17 protein-coding genes are annotated in these 17,131 nt (G+C 53.5%); 7 read left to right on the forward strand and 10 right to left on the reverse strand.

The genetic code is table 11. The annotated features are described in order from the left end of the window. Positions 1–62: 62 nt before the first annotated feature. Positions 63–1,997: a VacB/RNase II family 3'-5' exoribonuclease gene (locus OUO13_RS18495; protein ID WP_283175388.1), complete on the forward strand. Its 1,935-nt coding sequence runs from the start codon at positions 63–65 to the stop codon at positions 1,995–1,997. Between the two features lie 225 nt (positions 1,998–2,222). On the opposite strand, the gene OUO13_RS18500 is transcribed toward OUO13_RS18495, so the two are convergent. Next, positions 2,223–2,678, reverse strand: a complete 456-nt coding sequence (locus OUO13_RS18500; RefSeq protein WP_283175389.1) for a hypothetical protein — start codon at positions 2,676–2,678, stop codon at positions 2,223–2,225. Positions 2,679–3,012: 334 nt separating this feature from the next. On the opposite strand from OUO13_RS18500, the gene OUO13_RS18505 reads away from it, so the two are divergent. From OUO13_RS18505 to OUO13_RS18525, 5 genes are all read left to right on the forward strand, one after another. After that, the gene (locus OUO13_RS18505; protein ID WP_283175390.1) at positions 3,013–3,252 is read left to right on the forward strand and encodes a FeoA family protein; all 240 of its coding nucleotides are present in this window, start codon (positions 3,013–3,015) and stop codon (positions 3,250–3,252) included. Continuing rightward, positions 3,249–5,543, forward strand: a complete 2,295-nt coding sequence (feoB, locus tag OUO13_RS18510) for a Fe(2+) transporter permease subunit FeoB (RefSeq protein ID WP_283175391.1) — start codon at positions 3,249–3,251, stop codon at positions 5,541–5,543. Before OUO13_RS18505 ends, feoB begins: the two co-directional genes overlap by 4 nt. Positions 5,544–5,641: 98 nt before the next feature. After that, positions 5,642–6,604 carry a bile acid:sodium symporter family protein gene (locus OUO13_RS18515; protein ID WP_283175392.1) on the forward strand — a complete coding sequence of 321 codons (963 nt, stop codon included), beginning with the start codon at positions 5,642–5,644 and terminating at the stop codon, positions 6,602–6,604. A gap of 285 nt (positions 6,605–6,889) precedes the next feature. Continuing rightward, positions 6,890–7,102 (forward strand): cold-shock protein, encoded by a 213-nt coding sequence (locus OUO13_RS18520; RefSeq protein ID WP_283175393.1) that lies wholly within the window; start codon positions 6,890–6,892, stop codon positions 7,100–7,102. 159 nt (positions 7,103–7,261) lie between these two features. Further along, complete coding sequence (locus OUO13_RS18525) at positions 7,262–7,657, forward strand: DUF1289 domain-containing protein (protein ID WP_283175394.1); 396 nt, start codon at positions 7,262–7,264, stop codon at positions 7,655–7,657. Between the two features lie 7 nt (positions 7,658–7,664). On the opposite strand, the gene OUO13_RS18530 is transcribed toward OUO13_RS18525, so the two are convergent. Both OUO13_RS18530 and OUO13_RS18535 read right to left on the reverse strand, forming a co-directional pair. Continuing rightward, entirely contained in the window at positions 7,665–8,465 is an 801-nt protein-coding gene (locus tag OUO13_RS18530; protein ID WP_283175395.1) for a hydroxypyruvate isomerase family protein, read from the reverse strand. A gap of 5 nt (positions 8,466–8,470) precedes the next feature. After that, positions 8,471–9,343 carry an NAD(P)-dependent oxidoreductase gene (locus tag OUO13_RS18535; RefSeq protein ID WP_283175396.1) on the reverse strand — a complete coding sequence of 291 codons (873 nt, stop codon included), beginning with the start codon at positions 9,341–9,343 and terminating at the stop codon, positions 8,471–8,473. Between the two features lie 125 nt (positions 9,344–9,468). Between OUO13_RS18535 and OUO13_RS18540 the strand changes: the two genes are divergently transcribed. Continuing rightward, positions 9,469–10,296 (forward strand): HDOD domain-containing protein, encoded by an 828-nt coding sequence (locus OUO13_RS18540; protein ID WP_283175397.1) that lies wholly within the window; start codon positions 9,469–9,471, stop codon positions 10,294–10,296. On the opposite strand, the gene OUO13_RS18545 is transcribed toward OUO13_RS18540, so the two are convergent. The 7 genes from OUO13_RS18545 to thrC form a co-directional block, all read right to left on the reverse strand. Continuing rightward, positions 10,297–11,307 (reverse strand): alpha-L-glutamate ligase-like protein, encoded by a 1,011-nt coding sequence (locus OUO13_RS18545; protein ID WP_428982363.1) that lies wholly within the window; start codon positions 11,305–11,307, stop codon positions 10,297–10,299. Then, the gene (locus OUO13_RS18550; RefSeq protein ID WP_283175398.1) at positions 11,288–12,814 is read right to left on the reverse strand and encodes an inactive transglutaminase family protein; all 1,527 of its coding nucleotides are present in this window, start codon (positions 12,812–12,814) and stop codon (positions 11,288–11,290) included. The genes OUO13_RS18545 and OUO13_RS18550 overlap by 20 nt, the downstream gene beginning before the upstream one ends. Continuing rightward, positions 12,811–13,503: an ATP-dependent zinc protease family protein gene (locus OUO13_RS18555; protein WP_283175399.1), complete on the reverse strand. Its 693-nt coding sequence runs from the start codon at positions 13,501–13,503 to the stop codon at positions 12,811–12,813. The genes OUO13_RS18550 and OUO13_RS18555 overlap by 4 nt, the downstream gene beginning before the upstream one ends. A gap of 253 nt (positions 13,504–13,756) precedes the next feature. Further along, positions 13,757–14,224 carry a bacterioferritin gene (gene bfr / locus OUO13_RS18560; protein ID WP_283175400.1) on the reverse strand — a complete coding sequence of 156 codons (468 nt, stop codon included), beginning with the start codon at positions 14,222–14,224 and terminating at the stop codon, positions 13,757–13,759. A 3-nt stretch (positions 14,225–14,227) separates the two neighbouring features. Next, on the reverse strand, positions 14,228–14,701 hold the full coding sequence (bfr, locus tag OUO13_RS18565; protein WP_283175401.1) for a bacterioferritin: 474 nt from the start codon (positions 14,699–14,701) through the stop codon (positions 14,228–14,230). Between the two features lie 271 nt (positions 14,702–14,972). Continuing rightward, the gene (locus OUO13_RS18570) at positions 14,973–15,455 is read right to left on the reverse strand and encodes a DUF2947 family protein (protein WP_283175402.1); all 483 of its coding nucleotides are present in this window, start codon (positions 15,453–15,455) and stop codon (positions 14,973–14,975) included. A 155-nt stretch (positions 15,456–15,610) separates the two neighbouring features. Further along, on the reverse strand, positions 15,611–17,020 hold the full coding sequence (gene thrC / locus OUO13_RS18575) for a threonine synthase (RefSeq protein ID WP_283175677.1): 1,410 nt from the start codon (positions 17,018–17,020) through the stop codon (positions 15,611–15,613). Positions 17,021–17,131 lie beyond the last annotated feature (111 nt).

Below are 17,131 nucleotides of genomic sequence, written 5' to 3' on the forward strand. Positions count from 1 at the left end.
GTCAGGCCCGGAGCTGGCCATTACACTCTACGACCATTTTAATGACCCGGGGTCAGTCAGGAATGCTTGATAAAAACGCGTTGTCTCAACTGCAATCTCTCAAACAGGAAATCCAGAACAGCATTCCACGCTTTGAGGGCAAGGTACGCGCCAGTGGTGGGCGTTTCGGATTTGTAGTGACCGATGATAACCAGCAGTTTTATCTGTCTGCGGATGAAATGGAAAAAGTGCTGCCGGGCGACCGTGTTGCGGTGCGCATCGAAACCAATGCCGACGACAAACAACAGGCCATTATCGAGCAGCTGATCTCCAGCGATCTCAAGGAATTCTGTGGCAGCTACCTGATCAAAGGCAAAGGCCACTTTGTGCAACCCGACCACCCTGCCCTCAATCGCTGGATTTTTATTCCGCCGAAGGCTCGTCTGCAATGTAAGGAAGGTGACCTGGTACGTGCACGCCTGACCCAGCACCCATGGCCGGAAGGCAAGGCTCAGGCCAGCATTGAAGAACAAATTGGCACCAGCGCCGACAACGGTGTCGAAGCCCGTTACATGTGTCAGAAGTGGCAGATTCCACAAGCCTTCAGTGAAGCCAGCCTGCAGCAAGCTGCTGAACTGGCACAACAAGGGCTGGAAAATTGCCTGTCTGAGCGCGTCGACCTGACCTCAGTGCCATTTATTACCATCGACTCCGCCACCTCCCGCGATCTCGATGACGCCCTGTATGCCGAAGCCGATGCGGATGGCTGGTTACTGCGAGTTGCCATTGCCGACCCGGCAGCCCTGATTGCACCGGGCAGCGCCCTCGATCAGGAAGCCCGTCTGCGCACCACGTCGGCGTATTTCGCCAATCTGGTGGTGCCTATGCTGCCAGCCGAAGTGTCAGAACAACTGGCATCGCTGCTGCCTGGTCAGGACCGCCCGGCGCTGGTTGCCGATATCCGTGTCAGCACGGCTGGCGAAGCCACACTGCAAACCCTGCAACGTGCCCGTATTCGCAGCCATGCCAAACTGAGCTACAGCCAGGTCGCCGAATTCCTCGCCAATCCGGCTGAGGGTGAAATAGCCGCAGAATTACAAACCATGCTGGCGACCCTCGGAGCTTGCGCCAGTCAGCTCGGACAATATCGCCGCCAGCACTTCCTCGCGATGGATGAACGTCCGGATTACCGCCTGATGCTGGATGAAAATGGCAAGGTGCGAGAAATCCTGCGAGTCGACCGTAACGATGCCCAGAAGCTGGTCGAAGAATGCATGCTGGTATGCAACCGCCTGAGCGCTGACTTTATGGCCAGCCGTGGCGCCGGTATATATATCGAACACGCCGGTGTGCGCAGCGAACGTCTCGGCGACGTCATGAGCCTGCTGCGGGACGAGCTGCAAATGCACTCGCGTCCAAAACTGCGCACCGTTGAAGAGTACCGCGAAGCCATTCGTATGGCAGAAAACGCCAACAGCCAACTGCCATTACGCGACATCATCACACGTCAGCTGGAACGTAGTTATCTGACAACAACTGCCAATCCGCACTTTGGTTTGGGATTTGAACACTACACCACTATGACCTCACCGCTGCGCAAATATAACGACCTGCTAGCTCACCGCCTGCTGAACCGTTTGCTTGCCAATGAAGAGGCGCAGGTGCCTACCGAGCAGGAACTGGATGCCATCCAGGACCAGCAAAGCCGTGTACGCGCCGCAGCCAACCAGGCTGACAGCTGGATGAAACTGGGCTGGTTCGCCCAGCAAGACCGCAAGGCCATCTGGCCTGCCCTCATTACCCAGGCCAATGCCAACAGTATTACTGTGCGTATTGATGCATTTGGTATTGATGGCCAGATTGATCGCCGCAAAGCCGGTAATGGCTGGGTGTTTGACAGTAAAACACTCAGTCACCGTAATGGTGAACAGGTTCTCGGTATTGGTCAGAGCGTTAATGTGCGAATTCAGGATATCCAGCCTATTGCACGGGAACTGCGTTTCCAGCTGGCGGAATAATGTCGGCATAAATCAACGCTGACGTTATTTTCTGTAACATGACGATCCTGACAAATGTTACCGAGTGTTGCCCGGTTCATATCAAATGGAACGGGTAAACATAACCATAAAGATGGTTCTTATAACAAACAGCAACAGATTTGTATAAAAAAACGGCAACCAGAGGGTTGCCGTTTTTTTTGAGACTTGCCGATCTGATCGTTTAAAGATCAAACCCTGTCGCAATTACTCTTTCCAGGTACGAACTGTTTCGAAACCGTATTCAGCGATCCACTGATCGAGCTGACGTGGGTTACGCTTGATCTTTTCAACTTTCTCCTGAGTAGCCGGATTACGGTATACGCCTACAGCCAGTTTCGGTTTTGGCAAGGTGCTTTTCTTTTCACGCTTGCCACCACGAGCCTGAGCGCGGTCGAAATGCTTTTTCAGGTTGTTATAAATGCTGGACGGGCTTTCCTGACGGGACATTTCAACCAGCCAGGCTTCGATCTGTTCGGAGCGGGAAACATACAGTTCCGCTTCGGTCAGGCTATTCTGGTTGCACAGACGCTTGATCGCCAGATCGAATTCTTTCAGACCTTCCAGTTTCTTTTCGTGGTCTTTTTTCAGCTGCTCCAGCTCAAGGATACGTTGCTGGTGTTGCTGAATTTGTTTATCGATATCTTGGTCCAGGATGCTCACGTTTTACCTCTGCAAAGGCTGACAGAATAAATAGCTTCAGATGGAGAAGCACTACAACGCAGGTTACCGGGAACTTTTCACCATACGGTATGTCGTGCTTACTATCTATTCAGGTTAATTGATGTGGCAAGTATAGACTTACCCTGAGAAAAAAACTACAGACCATAATATACCGGCCGTATTATTTGTCCAACGCTCCATATGAATATAGCAGGCCATTTGTTGTGCACCGTTTTTTATCCGACATGACAGAAGAATGACAAGGATCACTTGCTTGCTTAAATGATAAACATTATCATCTGATCGTTATCCTCTAACTGGACCCAAACCATCCATGCAGACAACCACCCTGGATCAGGTTGCCGTCGGGCAACAAGCTCGCATTACCGGGTTTTCGGCGACTGAATCGCATTTTCGCCGCAAGTTACTGGCTCTCGGAGTGATTCCGGGCGTGGTGGTTGAAGTCCGCCGACTGGCACCTCTGGGAGATCCCATGCAAATCCAGATGCGGGGCGCCTCTGTGAGCCTACGCAAGCAGGAAGCCGCTACTCTCCACGTGGAGGTATTGGCGTGAAGGAATGTATTATCGGCCTGATCGGTAACCCGAATTGCGGTAAAACCACCCTGTTTAACCAACTGACTGGCGCTCGCCAGAAGGTGGGGAACTGGCCTGGCGTTACCGTGGAACGAAAGGAAGGCGTGCTCAATCTGCGTGGAACACCCCACAAGTTGATTGACCTACCGGGAACTTATGCCCTCGACAGCCAGAATGACGATTTGTCGATGGATGAGAAAATTGCCCGCGAATTCGCTCTCTCCGGTGAAGCCGATGTCATCATTAATATCCTCGATGGCAGCAACCTCGAACGAAACCTGTTTCTCAGTTCACAGTTACTCGATATGGGTGTGCCGATCGTTTGTGCCGTCAATATGCTCGATGTTGCCGAACGTGAAGGAATTCATGTTGATACCCAACAACTCTCCAATCTTCTTGGTGTACCGGTAGTGCCTATTGTGGCGGCAGCCGGTACTGGTATTGAAGAATTATGTCGAGTACTGGCACACCAGCTCGAACATCCGGCAGTTGCCACCCCTATGTGGAAACCGGAAGACGACATTCACATCGCTACCGAACAATTACTGGCCTATTGTGGCAATAACATTCCCAATATTCGCTGGACGGCAAGCCGTGCTCTCGAAGGTGATGACAGCGCATTCATGCAAATGGGGGCTGAATATCGGGCAGCAGCTCGCTCTAAAGCCTCACAATTGTCACGCGACCTTGAACAACAACATAATCAGCCGATTGATGTCCTGATTGCCAATGGTCGTTATCGTTGTATTCAGAAAGTACTGCAACAAGCCATTACCCGCTCACAAAATGAACGTACATTGAGTGAGCGTATTGATGACTGGGTCCTGAATCGCTGGCTTGGCATTCCCTTTTTCCTGTTGATCATGTATCTGATGTTCACATTTGCCATCAACTTCGGCGGTGCATTTATCGATTTCTTCGATATCTCATTTAACGCCGTATTTGTTGAAGGTACCCGCCATCTGCTGCAAGCCGTCAACTCACCCGAATGGCTCATTACCCTGCTGGCCGACGGTCTGGGTGGTGGTGTCCAGCTGGTCGCGACCTTTATTCCGGTCATTGGTGGCCTGTATCTGTTTCTGTCGATTATTGAAGACTCAGGTTATATGGCCCGGGCGGCTTTCGTAATGGATCGTCTGATGCGAGCCGTCGGATTGCCGGGTAAATCCTTTGTACCATTGATTGTCGGTTTTGGTTGTAACGTTCCAGCGGTAATGGCAGCACGTACCATGGATACCCATAAAGACCGCCTGCTCACCATATCCATGGCACCCTTTATGTCATGCGGTGCACGCTTGTCGGTATTTGCACTGTTTGCAGCAGCGTTTTTCAGTGATGGCGGCGCACTGATGGTGTTTTCACTGTATTTGCTCGGCATCCTGATGGCTCTGGTAACGGGCCTGGCCCTCAAGAACACCCTGTTCAAGCCGGAATTGACACCGTTTGTGATGGAGCTGCCGGCGTACCATATTCCAACCGTCAAAGGCATTCTGATCAAAACCTGGGAACGCCTGCAGAGTTTCTCGCTGCGCGCCGGTAAAACCATCATTGTGGTGGTAACCATCCTGAGCTTCCTCAACTCGTTTGGTACTGACGGCTCGTTCGGCAACGAAAACAATGACAAGTCAGTACTGTCGAGCATTGCCCGTGTCGCCACTCCGCTGCTCGGACCTTTGGGCGTCAAGGAAGATAACTGGCCAGCCACCGTGGGTATCATCACCGGTATTTTCGCCAAGGAAGCTGTGGTGGGTACACTGGATGCTCTTTACAGCCCGGAGCCAGCGGAAGATGCTGAATACGATCTGTTTGGCAGTCTGCTGGAAGCAGCCGCGACGATTCCGACCAACGTGATGGATGTAGCCAATAACCTGCTCGACCCTCTGGGCCTGAGTCTGGTCGGCTCCAATCAGGAAGAAGAACAGGGAGTACACGGCAGTACCTTCTCGGTGATGGAAAACCTGTTTGGTAGCAAACTGGCAGCGTTCTCTTACCTGGTGTTTGTACTGCTTTACACCCCTTGTGTTGCCACTCTGGGTGCAATGACCCGTGAAGCAGGTCTGCGCTGGATGTTGTTTGTAGCAGGCTGGAGTACTGGGCTGGCGTACTGCTCGGCGGTAATCGTATATCAACTCGGCAGCTTGCCTTCTCACCCGCTGTCATCACTGCTGTGGGTAATTGGTTGTGTCGTTTTTATTGGTGGCGTGCTGTTCAGCATTCGTTTTTATAGCCGCCAACGCGATGCTCGCCTGATCCCGATTACCCAGCTCTGACGTCCCGCCTGGGGCAGGCTGAATAACTCTTCGGCAGGCCGGTATTTGCCAGCCTGCCAATTCATTGGGTATAACTGACGTCCGCTCTGGAGGACGTCATGATATCCCTGCAACTTCTTTTTCCCCTGCTGGCGCTGGCTTTCACAATACTGGCCTGGCTTACTCCTGATGCGCTGCTTGCGTGGGAATACAGTACGCCCACACTGCTGCTGATCCTGATGTTTATTCTGGGCCTGAATCTGCGCCTGCAGGATTTCCAACGGGTGTTACGCAAGCCTGAGCGAATGGCTATCGGTGTTGTTCTGCAATTTATCCTGATGCCTCTCAGCGGCTGGTTGTTGTCACTGGCGATTCCGCTAACCAATAGTTATCAGGTCGGCCTGTTGCTCACCGCTACGGCCAGCGCCAGCTTGCTGGCTCCGGCATTTGTCTTTCTTGCCAGCGGCGACCTCGCACTGGCCATCGCCATCACAGTCCTCGGCAACTTGTGGGGAATCATCATCTCGCCGTGGCTGATTCCATTCAGCACCGGACTCACCGTTGAGCTGCAGCCGTCAGCCCTGCTGATAGCAACCCTGTTGCCCGTGTTGGTATTGGTCAGCGGAATGTTTTGCCAGTACTGGTTACCAGATATCCGTCAACGTTTGCACAGTTATATGCCCGCTGCGGTGATCAGCCTGTTATTGGCGATGATGGCGATTCAGACGGCAAGTCTGGTCGATATGGTTAGTGTCGTTCCCGTATCGGTATGGCTGGCCGTCATCCTGCTGAACCTGACAGGGCTTGGTGCTGCGTTCCTGATTTGTCGTCACAAGGGAATGACCATCGCCGAACAACGTACCGTCAGCCTTCAGACCGGCTTACAGGCCGCACTGCAGACGGCTGCACTCGCGAATCAGATATCAGGTCTCGATGCCAGCCTGGTGCCATCGACATTGGTGATCTGGCAGTCGTTAAGCGCCGCCATGCTGGCCGGATTCTGGTATTGGCAGACCCAACAACAAATCCGCCAGATCCGTCGAAACCAGAGTGTCAGTACCTTTGAGCCAGGCCAACACTGAGACTCCTGACAGCATCAGTGGGCCAGAATTGATCCGTGCAAGGTTTGTCACAAGTCGGGCTATATATTTTTCAACAGTCCTTGGTGCACTGCGCCGAGTAGGCTACTATGGTCGAGAACCTGTCATTCGGGTTCTATTGGCGAGTGCTCCGTTTTCACCCTAGAAGTGTGCAGAATACTGGTCAATACCGGCATTGTTCGCACTTTCCGAAATCCGGCCAGTTCAGCAGTGCCAGCAGAAATCGCTTTATATTGGCTTCGGCCAACTCAAATTCAGGAAATACAAATGGCAGAACAAGTTCAGGGCACTGTTAAGTGGTTCAACGATGAGAAAGGATTCGGATTCATTGAGCAGGAGTCCGGTAAAGACGTATTCGTACACTACAGCGCGATCAACAGCTCTGGCGGTCGTCGCACTCTGCACGAAGGTCAGAAGGTTACTATGGAAGTGACCCAAGGTCAGAAAGGCCCACAGGCTGAGAACGTTACCCCGCTGTAACTTCTGGTCTCCTTTCGACCAAGGCCCCGGAATCTTCCGGTTACTCTTTTGTGTTGCCACTGAAGTGTTACCAGCCAAGATCTGCTGGCCCATTACAACCCGACGCGGCCATCGCTGCTGAGGGTTGTAAGCCCGCTCAATCAGGAGCATAGCCACGGCATGATAGACCAAGGCGAACTCTTCGATATCAAAAGCCCCTGTCGCGGTATCTGCACCGTGAACAATCGGGGATATTGCAAAGGCTGTTTCCGCAACCGGGAAGAGCGTTTCCACTGGAATGAATTCAGTACCTACCAGAAACAACTGGTGGTGAATTTGTGTGAAAAACGCCGATTAAAAGTTTTGGCCACTCGCCAGCAAAGCGAAGCCGGTGTCGAAGACGTCACGGCTATTTACCAGCCAGCACCACAACCCGACCTGTTTGAAAACCAGCCAGCCGCGCTAACCGCAGCAGCCGACACAAGCATGCCAGCAGAACCACTGCCCGACCCCATTCCGGCTGACAAACGCCACAGCCCCGGAGCCAACAGCCAGTTTGGCTTGTTTGATGAGTAAACCAGGATCAGGCTTCCAGCGCTTGTGGATGCCACTCCTGTAATTCCCGCAGCCAGCCCATGGTGGCCGGTGTTGCCATGGATGGGCGATATTCAGCACCGACCCAACCTTCGTAGTCACTGGCGGCGATCACGCCAAAAATCTCACGAAAACGCAGACGGCCAGTACCCGGTTCGTTACGTCCCGGCATGTCAGCAAACTGGATATGGCCAATACGACGGGCATGACGCTTGAGGAAACCCGGCACATCCACTCCCATCCGCGCCATATGATAGATATCGAACTGGGCCTTGATGGATGGGTGTTCAAGCTCCGCCATAATCGCCAGCATTTCGCGCCCGGTACTGAGCAGGAAATCCGGCATATCAAAGCGATTGATGGCTTCAAAGGTGGTGGTGATACCAAATGGCGCCAGACTGTTAGCAGTAACCACCAGATTTTTCTTGAAGGTCGCAAGGTATTCCTCGCGACGTTCCGGCTGGAAGCAACGGCCAGGCAACACATTGACGGATGGCACATTCAGACCACGGGCGTACGCCAGGCACTCCACCACCGCCGCTGCATATTCCGCCGTCTTGCGCGGCACCGAAGCCAGACCTTCACCGCCGTCCATAAGATCACCGGCGGGTACGTTAATCAGAACACAACGCTGGTCGTTATCCATCAGGGCACGACGAATATCCGCAATCGGGGTGTCGTATGGAAACTGGATCTCGACCGCACGGAAGCCATCGCGGCGAGCTGCAGTAAAACGCTTCAGGAATGGCAGCTCCGTGTACAACATCGACAGGTTGGCGCTCAGTTTCACCGGAATCACTCCCTATAAAGCCGGATGAGGGTTGCCGGATCCGATTCGGCATACCCTCGCGATGCATGCTGTCGCATCAGTTCAGCCCCAAGGCCCGCCATGGGAACCGCAGATCCCTGACGGCGAGCCAGTTCATTAGCCATATCCAGATCCTTGAGCAGGGTGCGGACATGCCATTTGACGGGGTCAAATTCATCATTGGCCATACGTGGCCCGGTTAGTTGCAATGGAATGGAATCAGCAAAGCCACCTTTCAGTGCCTCCGGAATCCGCGCCGCATCCACTCCGGCTCGACTGGCAAGCGCCATGACTTCCGCCATGACCAGAACGTTGCAGCTGACCAGCATCTGATTGGCAATTTTAGTGGTTTGCCCGGCCCCCACTGGCCCCATATGGGTCAGACGTTGTGCCAGCGCCATCATGATCGGACGAATACGTTCGATATCATCGGCTTCACCACCCGCCATCATCGCCAATGTCCCCTGTTCCGCTCCCGCAACACCACCGGAAACCGGTGCGTCAACCCAGCCCATACCGGTGCGTTCACGCAAGGTAGCCGCCAGGTCGCGAGTCGTCTGAGGGTCAATACTGGAGCAATCGATTACCAGCTTGCCGCTGCCATCGCCGATCGAACACAGTCCGTCAGCCGACAATACTACCTCGGAAACGGCGTCAGCATTACTGATACAAATGATGACAAGATCACTTTGCTGGGCCAACTCAACAATTGTGCCAGCCTGCAAACAACCGGCCTTGACCGCAGGCAAACACTTGTCGGAATTACGATTCCAGACCCGAACCTGATGCCCGGCAGCCGCCAGACGTGATGACATGGGAACGCCCATCAGGCCCATGCCGATAAAACCGATATTTGCCATAAGCCCGCCCCCAATCGAAAGAATCCAGATACTACCAAACCGACTGCCTGAGAACAGATTCTTTCCGACGCTTTTTGTGGCTTGTCCTATTCTTAAATGACTCACCAGCAGAGGAAGTGACCACAATGAACATGGCTGCCATTTTTGCGGAATCCCGACAACTGCCGCACATACCCAAGGTTGTTCAGGAGCTGATCGAAACCTTTCGAGACGAAAATGCCAATATCGATCAGATCAGTAAAAAAGTGGCGCTGGATCAGGCTCTGACCGCCAAGGTGTTACGTCTGGCCAACTCAGCGCACTACGGATTATCACGAACCATTGCCAAACCTCAGGATGCTGTCGTGATGCTGGGCTTCGGCACACTTCGTACCATGGTGCTGGCATCGGGCGTGACATCAGCCATCAAGACCCCAGGGTTCGACCAGAAAGCCTTCTGGAAAGATTCATTTGCCGTCGCATCACTGGCCAAGTGGCTGGCGGCCTATATGCCGGACTGTGACAAGGAAATGGCCTTTACCTGCGGCATGATGCACTCCATCGGAACCCTGCTGATCCTGATGGTTATTCCTGAACAGGCTGGCAGCATTGAAGATTCAGTACGACTGGGTGGCACTCGCCACAGCGCCGAAACCGCCGTACTCGGATTCACATCTGCGGACGTTGGCGCCGAACTGGCAAAACGCTGGAAATTTCCGGAAGAACTGCAGGAAGCCATCCAGCAACAGGACAACCCGGCCAACGGTGATGCGTACACCCCGATGGCTGGCCTGATCTATATCGCCAAATTCCTGCACAAGGCCCATGTCGACGACTGGACCGAAGAAGAATTGATCGAGAAATTCCCGATCCGGATCGCAACCCGTATCGGCCTCGATATTCGCCGCATTCGCAACGATCTGGCCGAGTGCAAGGATCTTGAATCCGGATTCGAGGAAATCCTCAATGGTTGATCAGGCGTCCGGACGAACGCCAAACCACTCCTGACTGCGCAGAACCCGACGGTGCGCAGGGATGCGCGTGTCGGACTCACTCAACGCGTCGATACGACGCAAACGTGGCACCAGGCCTGAGCCGTTAGCCAACTGGATCGACAAGCCCGGGCGGGCGTTCAGTTCCAGCAACATCGGGCCTTTATCACGGTCGATTACGATGTCGGTACCGAGGTATCCGAGACCTGTCACTTCGTAACAACGCGCCGCCAGCACCAGCAGTTCCTGCCAGTATGGAATCACCAGCTCATCCAGACGCTGTCCGGTATCCGGGTGATACTCAACCGGCAGACCAAACTGCACTGCCTTTAATGCACGCCCGGTAGCCAGATCGAGACCCAACCCCACCGCACCCTGGTGCAGGTTAGCCTTACCATCGGATGCCCGGGTCGCCAGACGGGTCATGGCCATCACCGGGTAACCGCGACACACAATCACACGGATATCCGGAACACCCTCAAAGGAAAACGCCGACAACGACTGGTCGAAATCGATGCGCTCTTCAATGATTACCACGTCCATCGCTCCGCCGAGACTGTACAGACCCGCCAGAATGTTGGAGACGTGGCGCATCAGGTATTCCAGATCCACGGTCTGACCGTTGGCCTTGACCCAGCCTTCCTCGTTACGACCGGCAATCACCACAATCCCTTTACCACCCGAGCCTTTGGCAGGCTTGATCACAAAGGAATCACGCTCACGAATGATCTCTTCCAGACGCGCCGTGGCATGTTGGGAATCAATCGTCGCGATCAGCTGCGGCACAGTAATTTCAGCTTCCTGCGCCAGCAGCTTGGTTTTCACCTTGTTATCCACCAGCGGATAGAGGTGACGCGGGTTATATCCGGAGATATACAGGCGGTTACGGGCATTCATGCCCAGAATCCCGGCCTTGTGCAGGCGCCATGGACGGGTTGCCCAGTCCAGCGCCAGTGCCGGCAGTTCACTCAACTTAACGGGTAAAAGCGACAAAGCGTTTCAGCTCCAGCAGGCGATAACCGGTATAAGAACCCAGCAACAGCACCAGACCCAGAATCACAAACTGGATACCGATAAAGTTGAAGGTCAGGTGACGAACCCATGGGTTGTTCATGGCCCAGTAAGCCAGAACGGCGGTCAGCAAGCTGCCACCCACCTGGGTAACCACTTCGCGCGGGCCTTCTTCTTCCCACAGGATCGACATACGCTCAACTGTCCAGGACAGGATGATCATCGGGAAGAAGGTAATTTTCAGACCTTCCGTCAGACCAAACTTGTACGACAGCACGCTGAACACACCGATAATCGCCACCACACAGATAATGACCGAGGTGATCCTGGCGACCAATAGCAGGTTCATCTTCGACAGATAACTGCGCAGCACCAGACCGGCAGCAACCACCAGCAGGAAACCAATCAGACCGGTAACCAGCGATGTCTGGATAAACGCCAGCGCAATCAGAACTGGCATAAAGGTACCGGAGGTTTTCAGACCCACCAGAATCCGCAGGAAACACACCACCAGAGCACCAATCGGCAACAGCAGAATGGTCTTGAACATGGCCTGTTCTTCAACCGGCAGGCTGTGAATCGAGAAGTTGAACAGGTTGTACTGGCTGGACAGGGTATTGGCCACGGTTGCATAGGTGGATTCTTCACGACGGATCATGGAGAAACGAACCTGAGAATCCCGTGCACCCATTACATCCAGCACTGGCGCACCACGCTGCTCCCACAGCAGCAGAGGGCCCATGTCTTCCGTTCCGACCAGGTTGGGGCTATAGCCAGGAATCGGGAATACCTGACTCTTGTCACCCTGCCATACCCGGATCAGAGGAGTCAGATCTTGCTGACGACGACCATCCTGCAGATAAAGACCATATACCACTCGTGCCGGAACACCGGCCTTGTTGAGCATATAAGCCAGCTGCTCCGGACGATCGTTGCCAAATTCGTTCATCAGCAGCTCGACGTTCTGTTCCGCCGGTTCGGCTGCAAAGGCCTTCAGCAGTTCACGGGTCAGGCTGAAGTGATCCGCGGAAGTGGAATACACACGATCCAGAATCACACGAACGGCACTGGCAAACGGCTCTTTCCATTCATGGGTCTGCAGCACTGGAGGAGCTTCCGGCGGCAGGTCACCACTGTTTTCCGACTGCAGTACTTCAACACGATAAAACAGCATCTGCATGCCATTGGCCTGACGAATGGTCCACTCAGCCATTGGCGCCGGTGCATCAATAAAATTCAGGCCATAACCCGGAGAAGCACCACTGTCACGCAACACCATAAAGCCTGGCTGGTTGCTCGGCCGCGCCAGACTGGCACGTACAGGCTCACCATTGGCCATAAACTGCACCTTGGCTTCCAGCGACCAGATGGTCTGGGATTCACCCGGCGTCAGCGGAATTTCATAGACCCAGTGACGGTGCAGGATCAGACCAGCACCAATCAGGATCAGGGTGCAGATCACAAAATAATAGGGAACCGGACGTTTCATTGAGTGCGTTCTTCCGTCTGCTCAGGGCGGTATTTCGGGTGCAGGAACTGCTTGCCCACATCAATCAGGGTAATGTCACGCAGGAACTCGCGTCCCAGCAGGATCGGATAAGTCATGTCAGAACGGTCAGTCAGGGAGAACTCGGCATCCTGCTGCAAGTTTGGCCCCAGATTCACACGCAGACGCACCACCGGACGACGGTCGAGACCATCGGCAGATGCCTGGCGAATCTTGATGTAACGGGCGATTGGCGCTTCAACCGGGAACGGGGTAGTGACTTCATCGTCATGCTGCAGAATAAAACGTACCCATGGTTTGCCGTTACGCTCAAACTCGGTGATTTCCTTCGCGCTCAGAGAAGAGGTGGCCGCACCACTATCGACACGAGCCTTATAGTGGTGCCCAGGAGGCGCCAGCCAGATCCACTCGGTTTCACCGATGATTACACGACCGTTGAGCTCATTGGCGACTGGTGCCTGCACCGCAGGACAGTCACGACTGACCACGGTCTTGACGACCTGAGGGGCAGCAGGTTTGTTGGTAGCCAGCTTCTGGGAAATTTCATCCAGCTTTTGCAAGCTCTGCTCGCGATAAGCCGCTTGTGCTGTGTCAGAGGCTGGCTCCGGACAGCTGAGATTAACCACCGGCTGATTTTTTTTCAGCAAAGCGTCAATTTCTTCAAGGGTCACATCACGATGCTCCTGACTTGGCCAACTGGTACAAGCACTGAGAAGCAGAGGAATGGAGATAGAGGCAAGCAGTGAGGAGGCCCGGACGGGCATAACGAACTCCACTGTTAACAGACGATATTAACGCGTATTTAAACACAGCCACCTGACAGAGTGCACTGGCAAAGCCGATGCAAACCAAAAAATAAGCCCGTCAAAGACGGGCTTATTTTTCAGATAACCATAGCCTCTGTTTCGCTGCTATCGCGGAATATTACATCTGGCTCTGCAAATAGTTTGGCAGGCCAATGCGCTGGATCAGTCCCAGCTGTTGTTCCAGCCAGTGCGCATGATCTTCTTCAGTGTCATCCAGCATTTTCAGCAGAATATCGCGGGTGACGTAATCACGTACGGATTCACACAGAGCCATGACTTCACGCAGATCGGTCACCACCTTGTATTCAAGGTCGAGATCATTCTGCAGCATGGATGGAACATCCTGACCAACCTTGATTGGTACACGAGTCACCATATCCGGCAAGCCACCGAGGAACAGGATGCGTTCGATCAGTGCTGCAGCGTGTTCTTTTTCGTCATCAAATTCGTGGTTGATACGCTCATACAGCTTGTTCAGCGCCCAGTCCTGATACATACGGGAGTGAACAAAATACTGATCCATGGCGCTCAGCTCACCGGCCAGCAGCTCATTCAGCTTTTCAATAACCTGTTGATTGCCTTGCATGGATTAATCCTCCCCGATCATGGACTGCAGGTAATTCTGAATACCGGTATTGGCAATCAGATACTGTTGGCTTTCCAGCCAGTCGAGATATTCCTCTTCGTATTCCAGAATTTCTTCCAGAATCTCACGGCTGACGTAGTCGCGTACCGACTCACAGTAAGCGATGGCCTCCTTGACCAGCTCCAACTGTTCTTCAATCTGGTCAACGTCACACTGGATCATCTCTTCAGTGTGCTCGCCAATGCGCAGACGATTCAGCTTTTGCAGGTTCGGCAGGCCTTCCAGCAACAGGACACGCTCAATCAGCTCATCGGCCTGTTTCATATCCTTGATGGATTTCTTGTAGGACTTCTCGTTCAGCTCATGCAGCCCCCAGTTCTTGTACATGCGGGCGTGCAGAAAATACTGATTGATGGACGTCAGTTCTATGGTCAGTACCTGATTCAGATACTCAATGACCTTGTTATCGCCTTTCATACCCTTGCTCCAGAGTAAATTCAGACAAATAGTCTAAGAGCAGGATATAAGGGTCGCAAGTAAAAAAATGCTATTTTTCTGTACTGATAAACACTATCAACAGATGTCGCATTTGCGACAAAACCTTCGCCTTTTCATGCACTTAAATATTCTGCGATATAAATAAAAAAAAGCCCTTTCGGGCCTTTTTCTATAAGAACGATGATAAGCAGAAACACCAGCATTCGCACTGGAATAGCATTTGCGTATAGCCCGCAATTGGTATTATTTTTTATTTGCCTGCCGGTTTCACTGCGGTCTGGAAAGTGCCATCCGAATGGAAGCGCACAACCTGGTTACGACCGCGTCCCAGCAAAAACGGCTCGTCATCGTAGAACAGGAAATTTTTCCAATAACGGCTGAACACGTCCCAGCGAGTTTCCACCACATGATCAACGTCCCAGGCAAAAAACACGGTGACGTTATTTTCCCAGCTGCAGTGGGCGGCCAGTTCTTCCGGTAACGCCGTGGCATCGGCATCCCAGCTGTTTTGCCAGTTGAAACGTTCGCTCCACAGCTGTTTGCGGGAAGGCCAGTCATCGTTCATGAAGTGGTTGGCGTGGGTGGCTTCCTTGCTGATCTGGGTTTGCCAGAAGCGGTTGGCCGATGCCTTGTCGAGCGGGCGAATCAGCAGCAGGGATTCCGAATCTACCGGCAACTCACGGTGGCGGAAGATCCAGCCCCATTTGAAGTCGCTCAGGGAAATATGGTTCATGAAGCCTCCAGGCTGCAGTTCTGATCGTTACGGTCGGGAATCGAAAGTCTGGCGTCGGACGGCGCCAATCGTGAAAACGGCGGGCAGAAAGCCCGCCGTCAGAGGCAGAAGAGGTTCCCCTGCCCCCTGACAAGTCCGGACGCCGGACCTGTCGATCAATCCTTGAAGGTATTTTTGGCGATGAAGTCCTGAACGGTTTTCAGGTCGGCCGGCAGAATGGCCAGACGCTCTTCACGCTCCATCAGGTCAGCCAGGTGGTGTGGCAGTTTTGGCATGTCGAAGCCACCACGGTTAACCGCATCTTCGAATTTCACCGGGTGAGCAGTACCCAGGGTGATCATCGGAATACGCGGGTTGCGACGGCATACACGAGCAGCCTTCACACCAATGGCGGTGTGTGGGTCCAGCAGGTAACCGGTTTCAGCAAACACTTCTTTCATGGTGGCAACCGTGGTGTCCTGATCCACAGCGTAGCTGTCGAACAGATCACGGGCCTTGCCCAGGTTTTCTTCGGACAGTTCAACCGGCTGGCTGCGATCCGCCATCTTGTTCATCAGGTCGGCCAGTGCCAGACCGTCACGGTCGTACAGGTCGAACAGCAGACGTTCAAAGTTGGAAGAAACCGCGATGTCCATAGACGGGGTAATGGTGTGCTTGAGGGATTCAACCTTGTACAGGTTGTTGGCCATCAGACGGTGCAGAACATCGTTTTCGTTGGTGGCGATGATCAGCTGTTCGATTGGCAGCCCCATCTTCTTCGCCATGTAACCGGCGAAGATGTCACCAAAGTTACCGGTTGGCACTGAGTACGCCATTGGACGCAGCGGGCCACCCAGGTTCAGGCTGGAATAGAAGTAGTAAACGATCTGGGCCATGATGCGCGCCCAGTTGATGGAGTTAACCGCCACCAGCTTGCGCTCGCCACGCAGGAAAGACTGATCACCAAAAGAGGCTTTGACCATATCCTGCGCCTGGTCGAAGTTGCCTTCGATGGCGATGTTGAAAATGTTGTCACCGGTAACGGTCGTCATCTGACGACGCTGAACTTCAGACACCTTGCCGTTCGGGTGCAGAATGAAGATATCAACGTTTTTGCAGGCCTTGGTGCCTTCAATCGCGGCAGAACCGGTATCACCAGAGGTGGCACCCATGATCACCACTTTTTCCTGACGCTTTTCCAGTACGTAGTCGAGCAGACGACCCAGCAGTTGCAGGGCGAAGTCCTTGAACGCCAGGGTCGGGCCGTGGAACAGCTCCAGAACGTATTCGTTATGATCGATCTGCTGAACTGGCGCAATCGCCTTGTGACCGAAGTTGTCGTTGTTATAAACCGCTTCCAGCATGCCTTTCAGGGCATCGGAATCCACACAACCTTCCACGAACGGGTAAATCACCTTGTGCGCCAGTTCGGTGTAAGACAGGTCACGCCAGGATTCAATTTCTTCCAGGCTGTACTGTGGAACCTCTTTTGGCACGTACAGGCCGCCGTCTGCAGCCAGACCGGTTAACAGAACGTCGTCAAACGCCAGTTCAGGCGCATTACCGCGTGTGGAGATGTATTTCATCATGGTGTGTGGAACCTGGAATTCAGATCGGCAGATGCCGGTTTATAAAAGGTCGCTATTGTACCTGCTTTGGACAAAGGGCGCACGAATCGTGGCGCGCGCTCCGTCGTA

The organism is Parathalassolituus penaei (assembly GCF_026626885.1).
Taxonomy (GTDB): Bacteria; Pseudomonadota; Gammaproteobacteria; order Pseudomonadales; family Oceanobacteraceae; genus Oceanobacter; species Oceanobacter penaei.

Bases quoted from the DNA above. Each gene is read 5' to 3' on its own strand.
- OUO13_RS18495 (WP_283175388.1), top strand. From the start codon at position 63: ATGCTTGATAAAAACGCGTTGTCTCAACTGCAATCTCTCAAACAGGAA.
- OUO13_RS18505 (WP_283175390.1), top strand. From the start codon at position 3,013: ATGCAGACAACCACCCTGGATCAGGTTGCCGTCGGGCAACAAGCTCGC.
- OUO13_RS18515 (WP_283175392.1), top strand. From the start codon at position 5,642: ATGATATCCCTGCAACTTCTTTTTCCCCTGCTGGCGCTGGCTTTCACA.
- OUO13_RS18520 (WP_283175393.1), top strand. From the start codon at position 6,890: ATGGCAGAACAAGTTCAGGGCACTGTTAAGTGGTTCAACGATGAGAAA.
- OUO13_RS18525 (WP_283175394.1), top strand. From the start codon at position 7,262: ATGATAGACCAAGGCGAACTCTTCGATATCAAAAGCCCCTGTCGCGGT.
- OUO13_RS18535 (WP_283175396.1), bottom strand. From the start codon at position 9,343: ATGGCAAATATCGGTTTTATCGGCATGGGCCTGATGGGCGTTCCCATG.
- OUO13_RS18540 (WP_283175397.1), top strand. From the start codon at position 9,469: ATGAACATGGCTGCCATTTTTGCGGAATCCCGACAACTGCCGCACATA.
- OUO13_RS18550 (WP_283175398.1), bottom strand. From the start codon at position 12,814: ATGAAACGTCCGGTTCCCTATTATTTTGTGATCTGCACCCTGATCCTG.
- bfr (WP_283175400.1), bottom strand. From the start codon at position 14,224: ATGCAAGGCAATCAACAGGTTATTGAAAAGCTGAATGAGCTGCTGGCC.
- bfr (WP_283175401.1), bottom strand. From the start codon at position 14,701: ATGAAAGGCGATAACAAGGTCATTGAGTATCTGAATCAGGTACTGACC.
- OUO13_RS18570 (WP_283175402.1), bottom strand. From the start codon at position 15,455: ATGAACCATATTTCCCTGAGCGACTTCAAATGGGGCTGGATCTTCCGC.
- thrC (WP_283175677.1), bottom strand. From the start codon at position 17,020: ATGAAATACATCTCCACACGCGGTAATGCGCCTGAACTGGCGTTTGAC.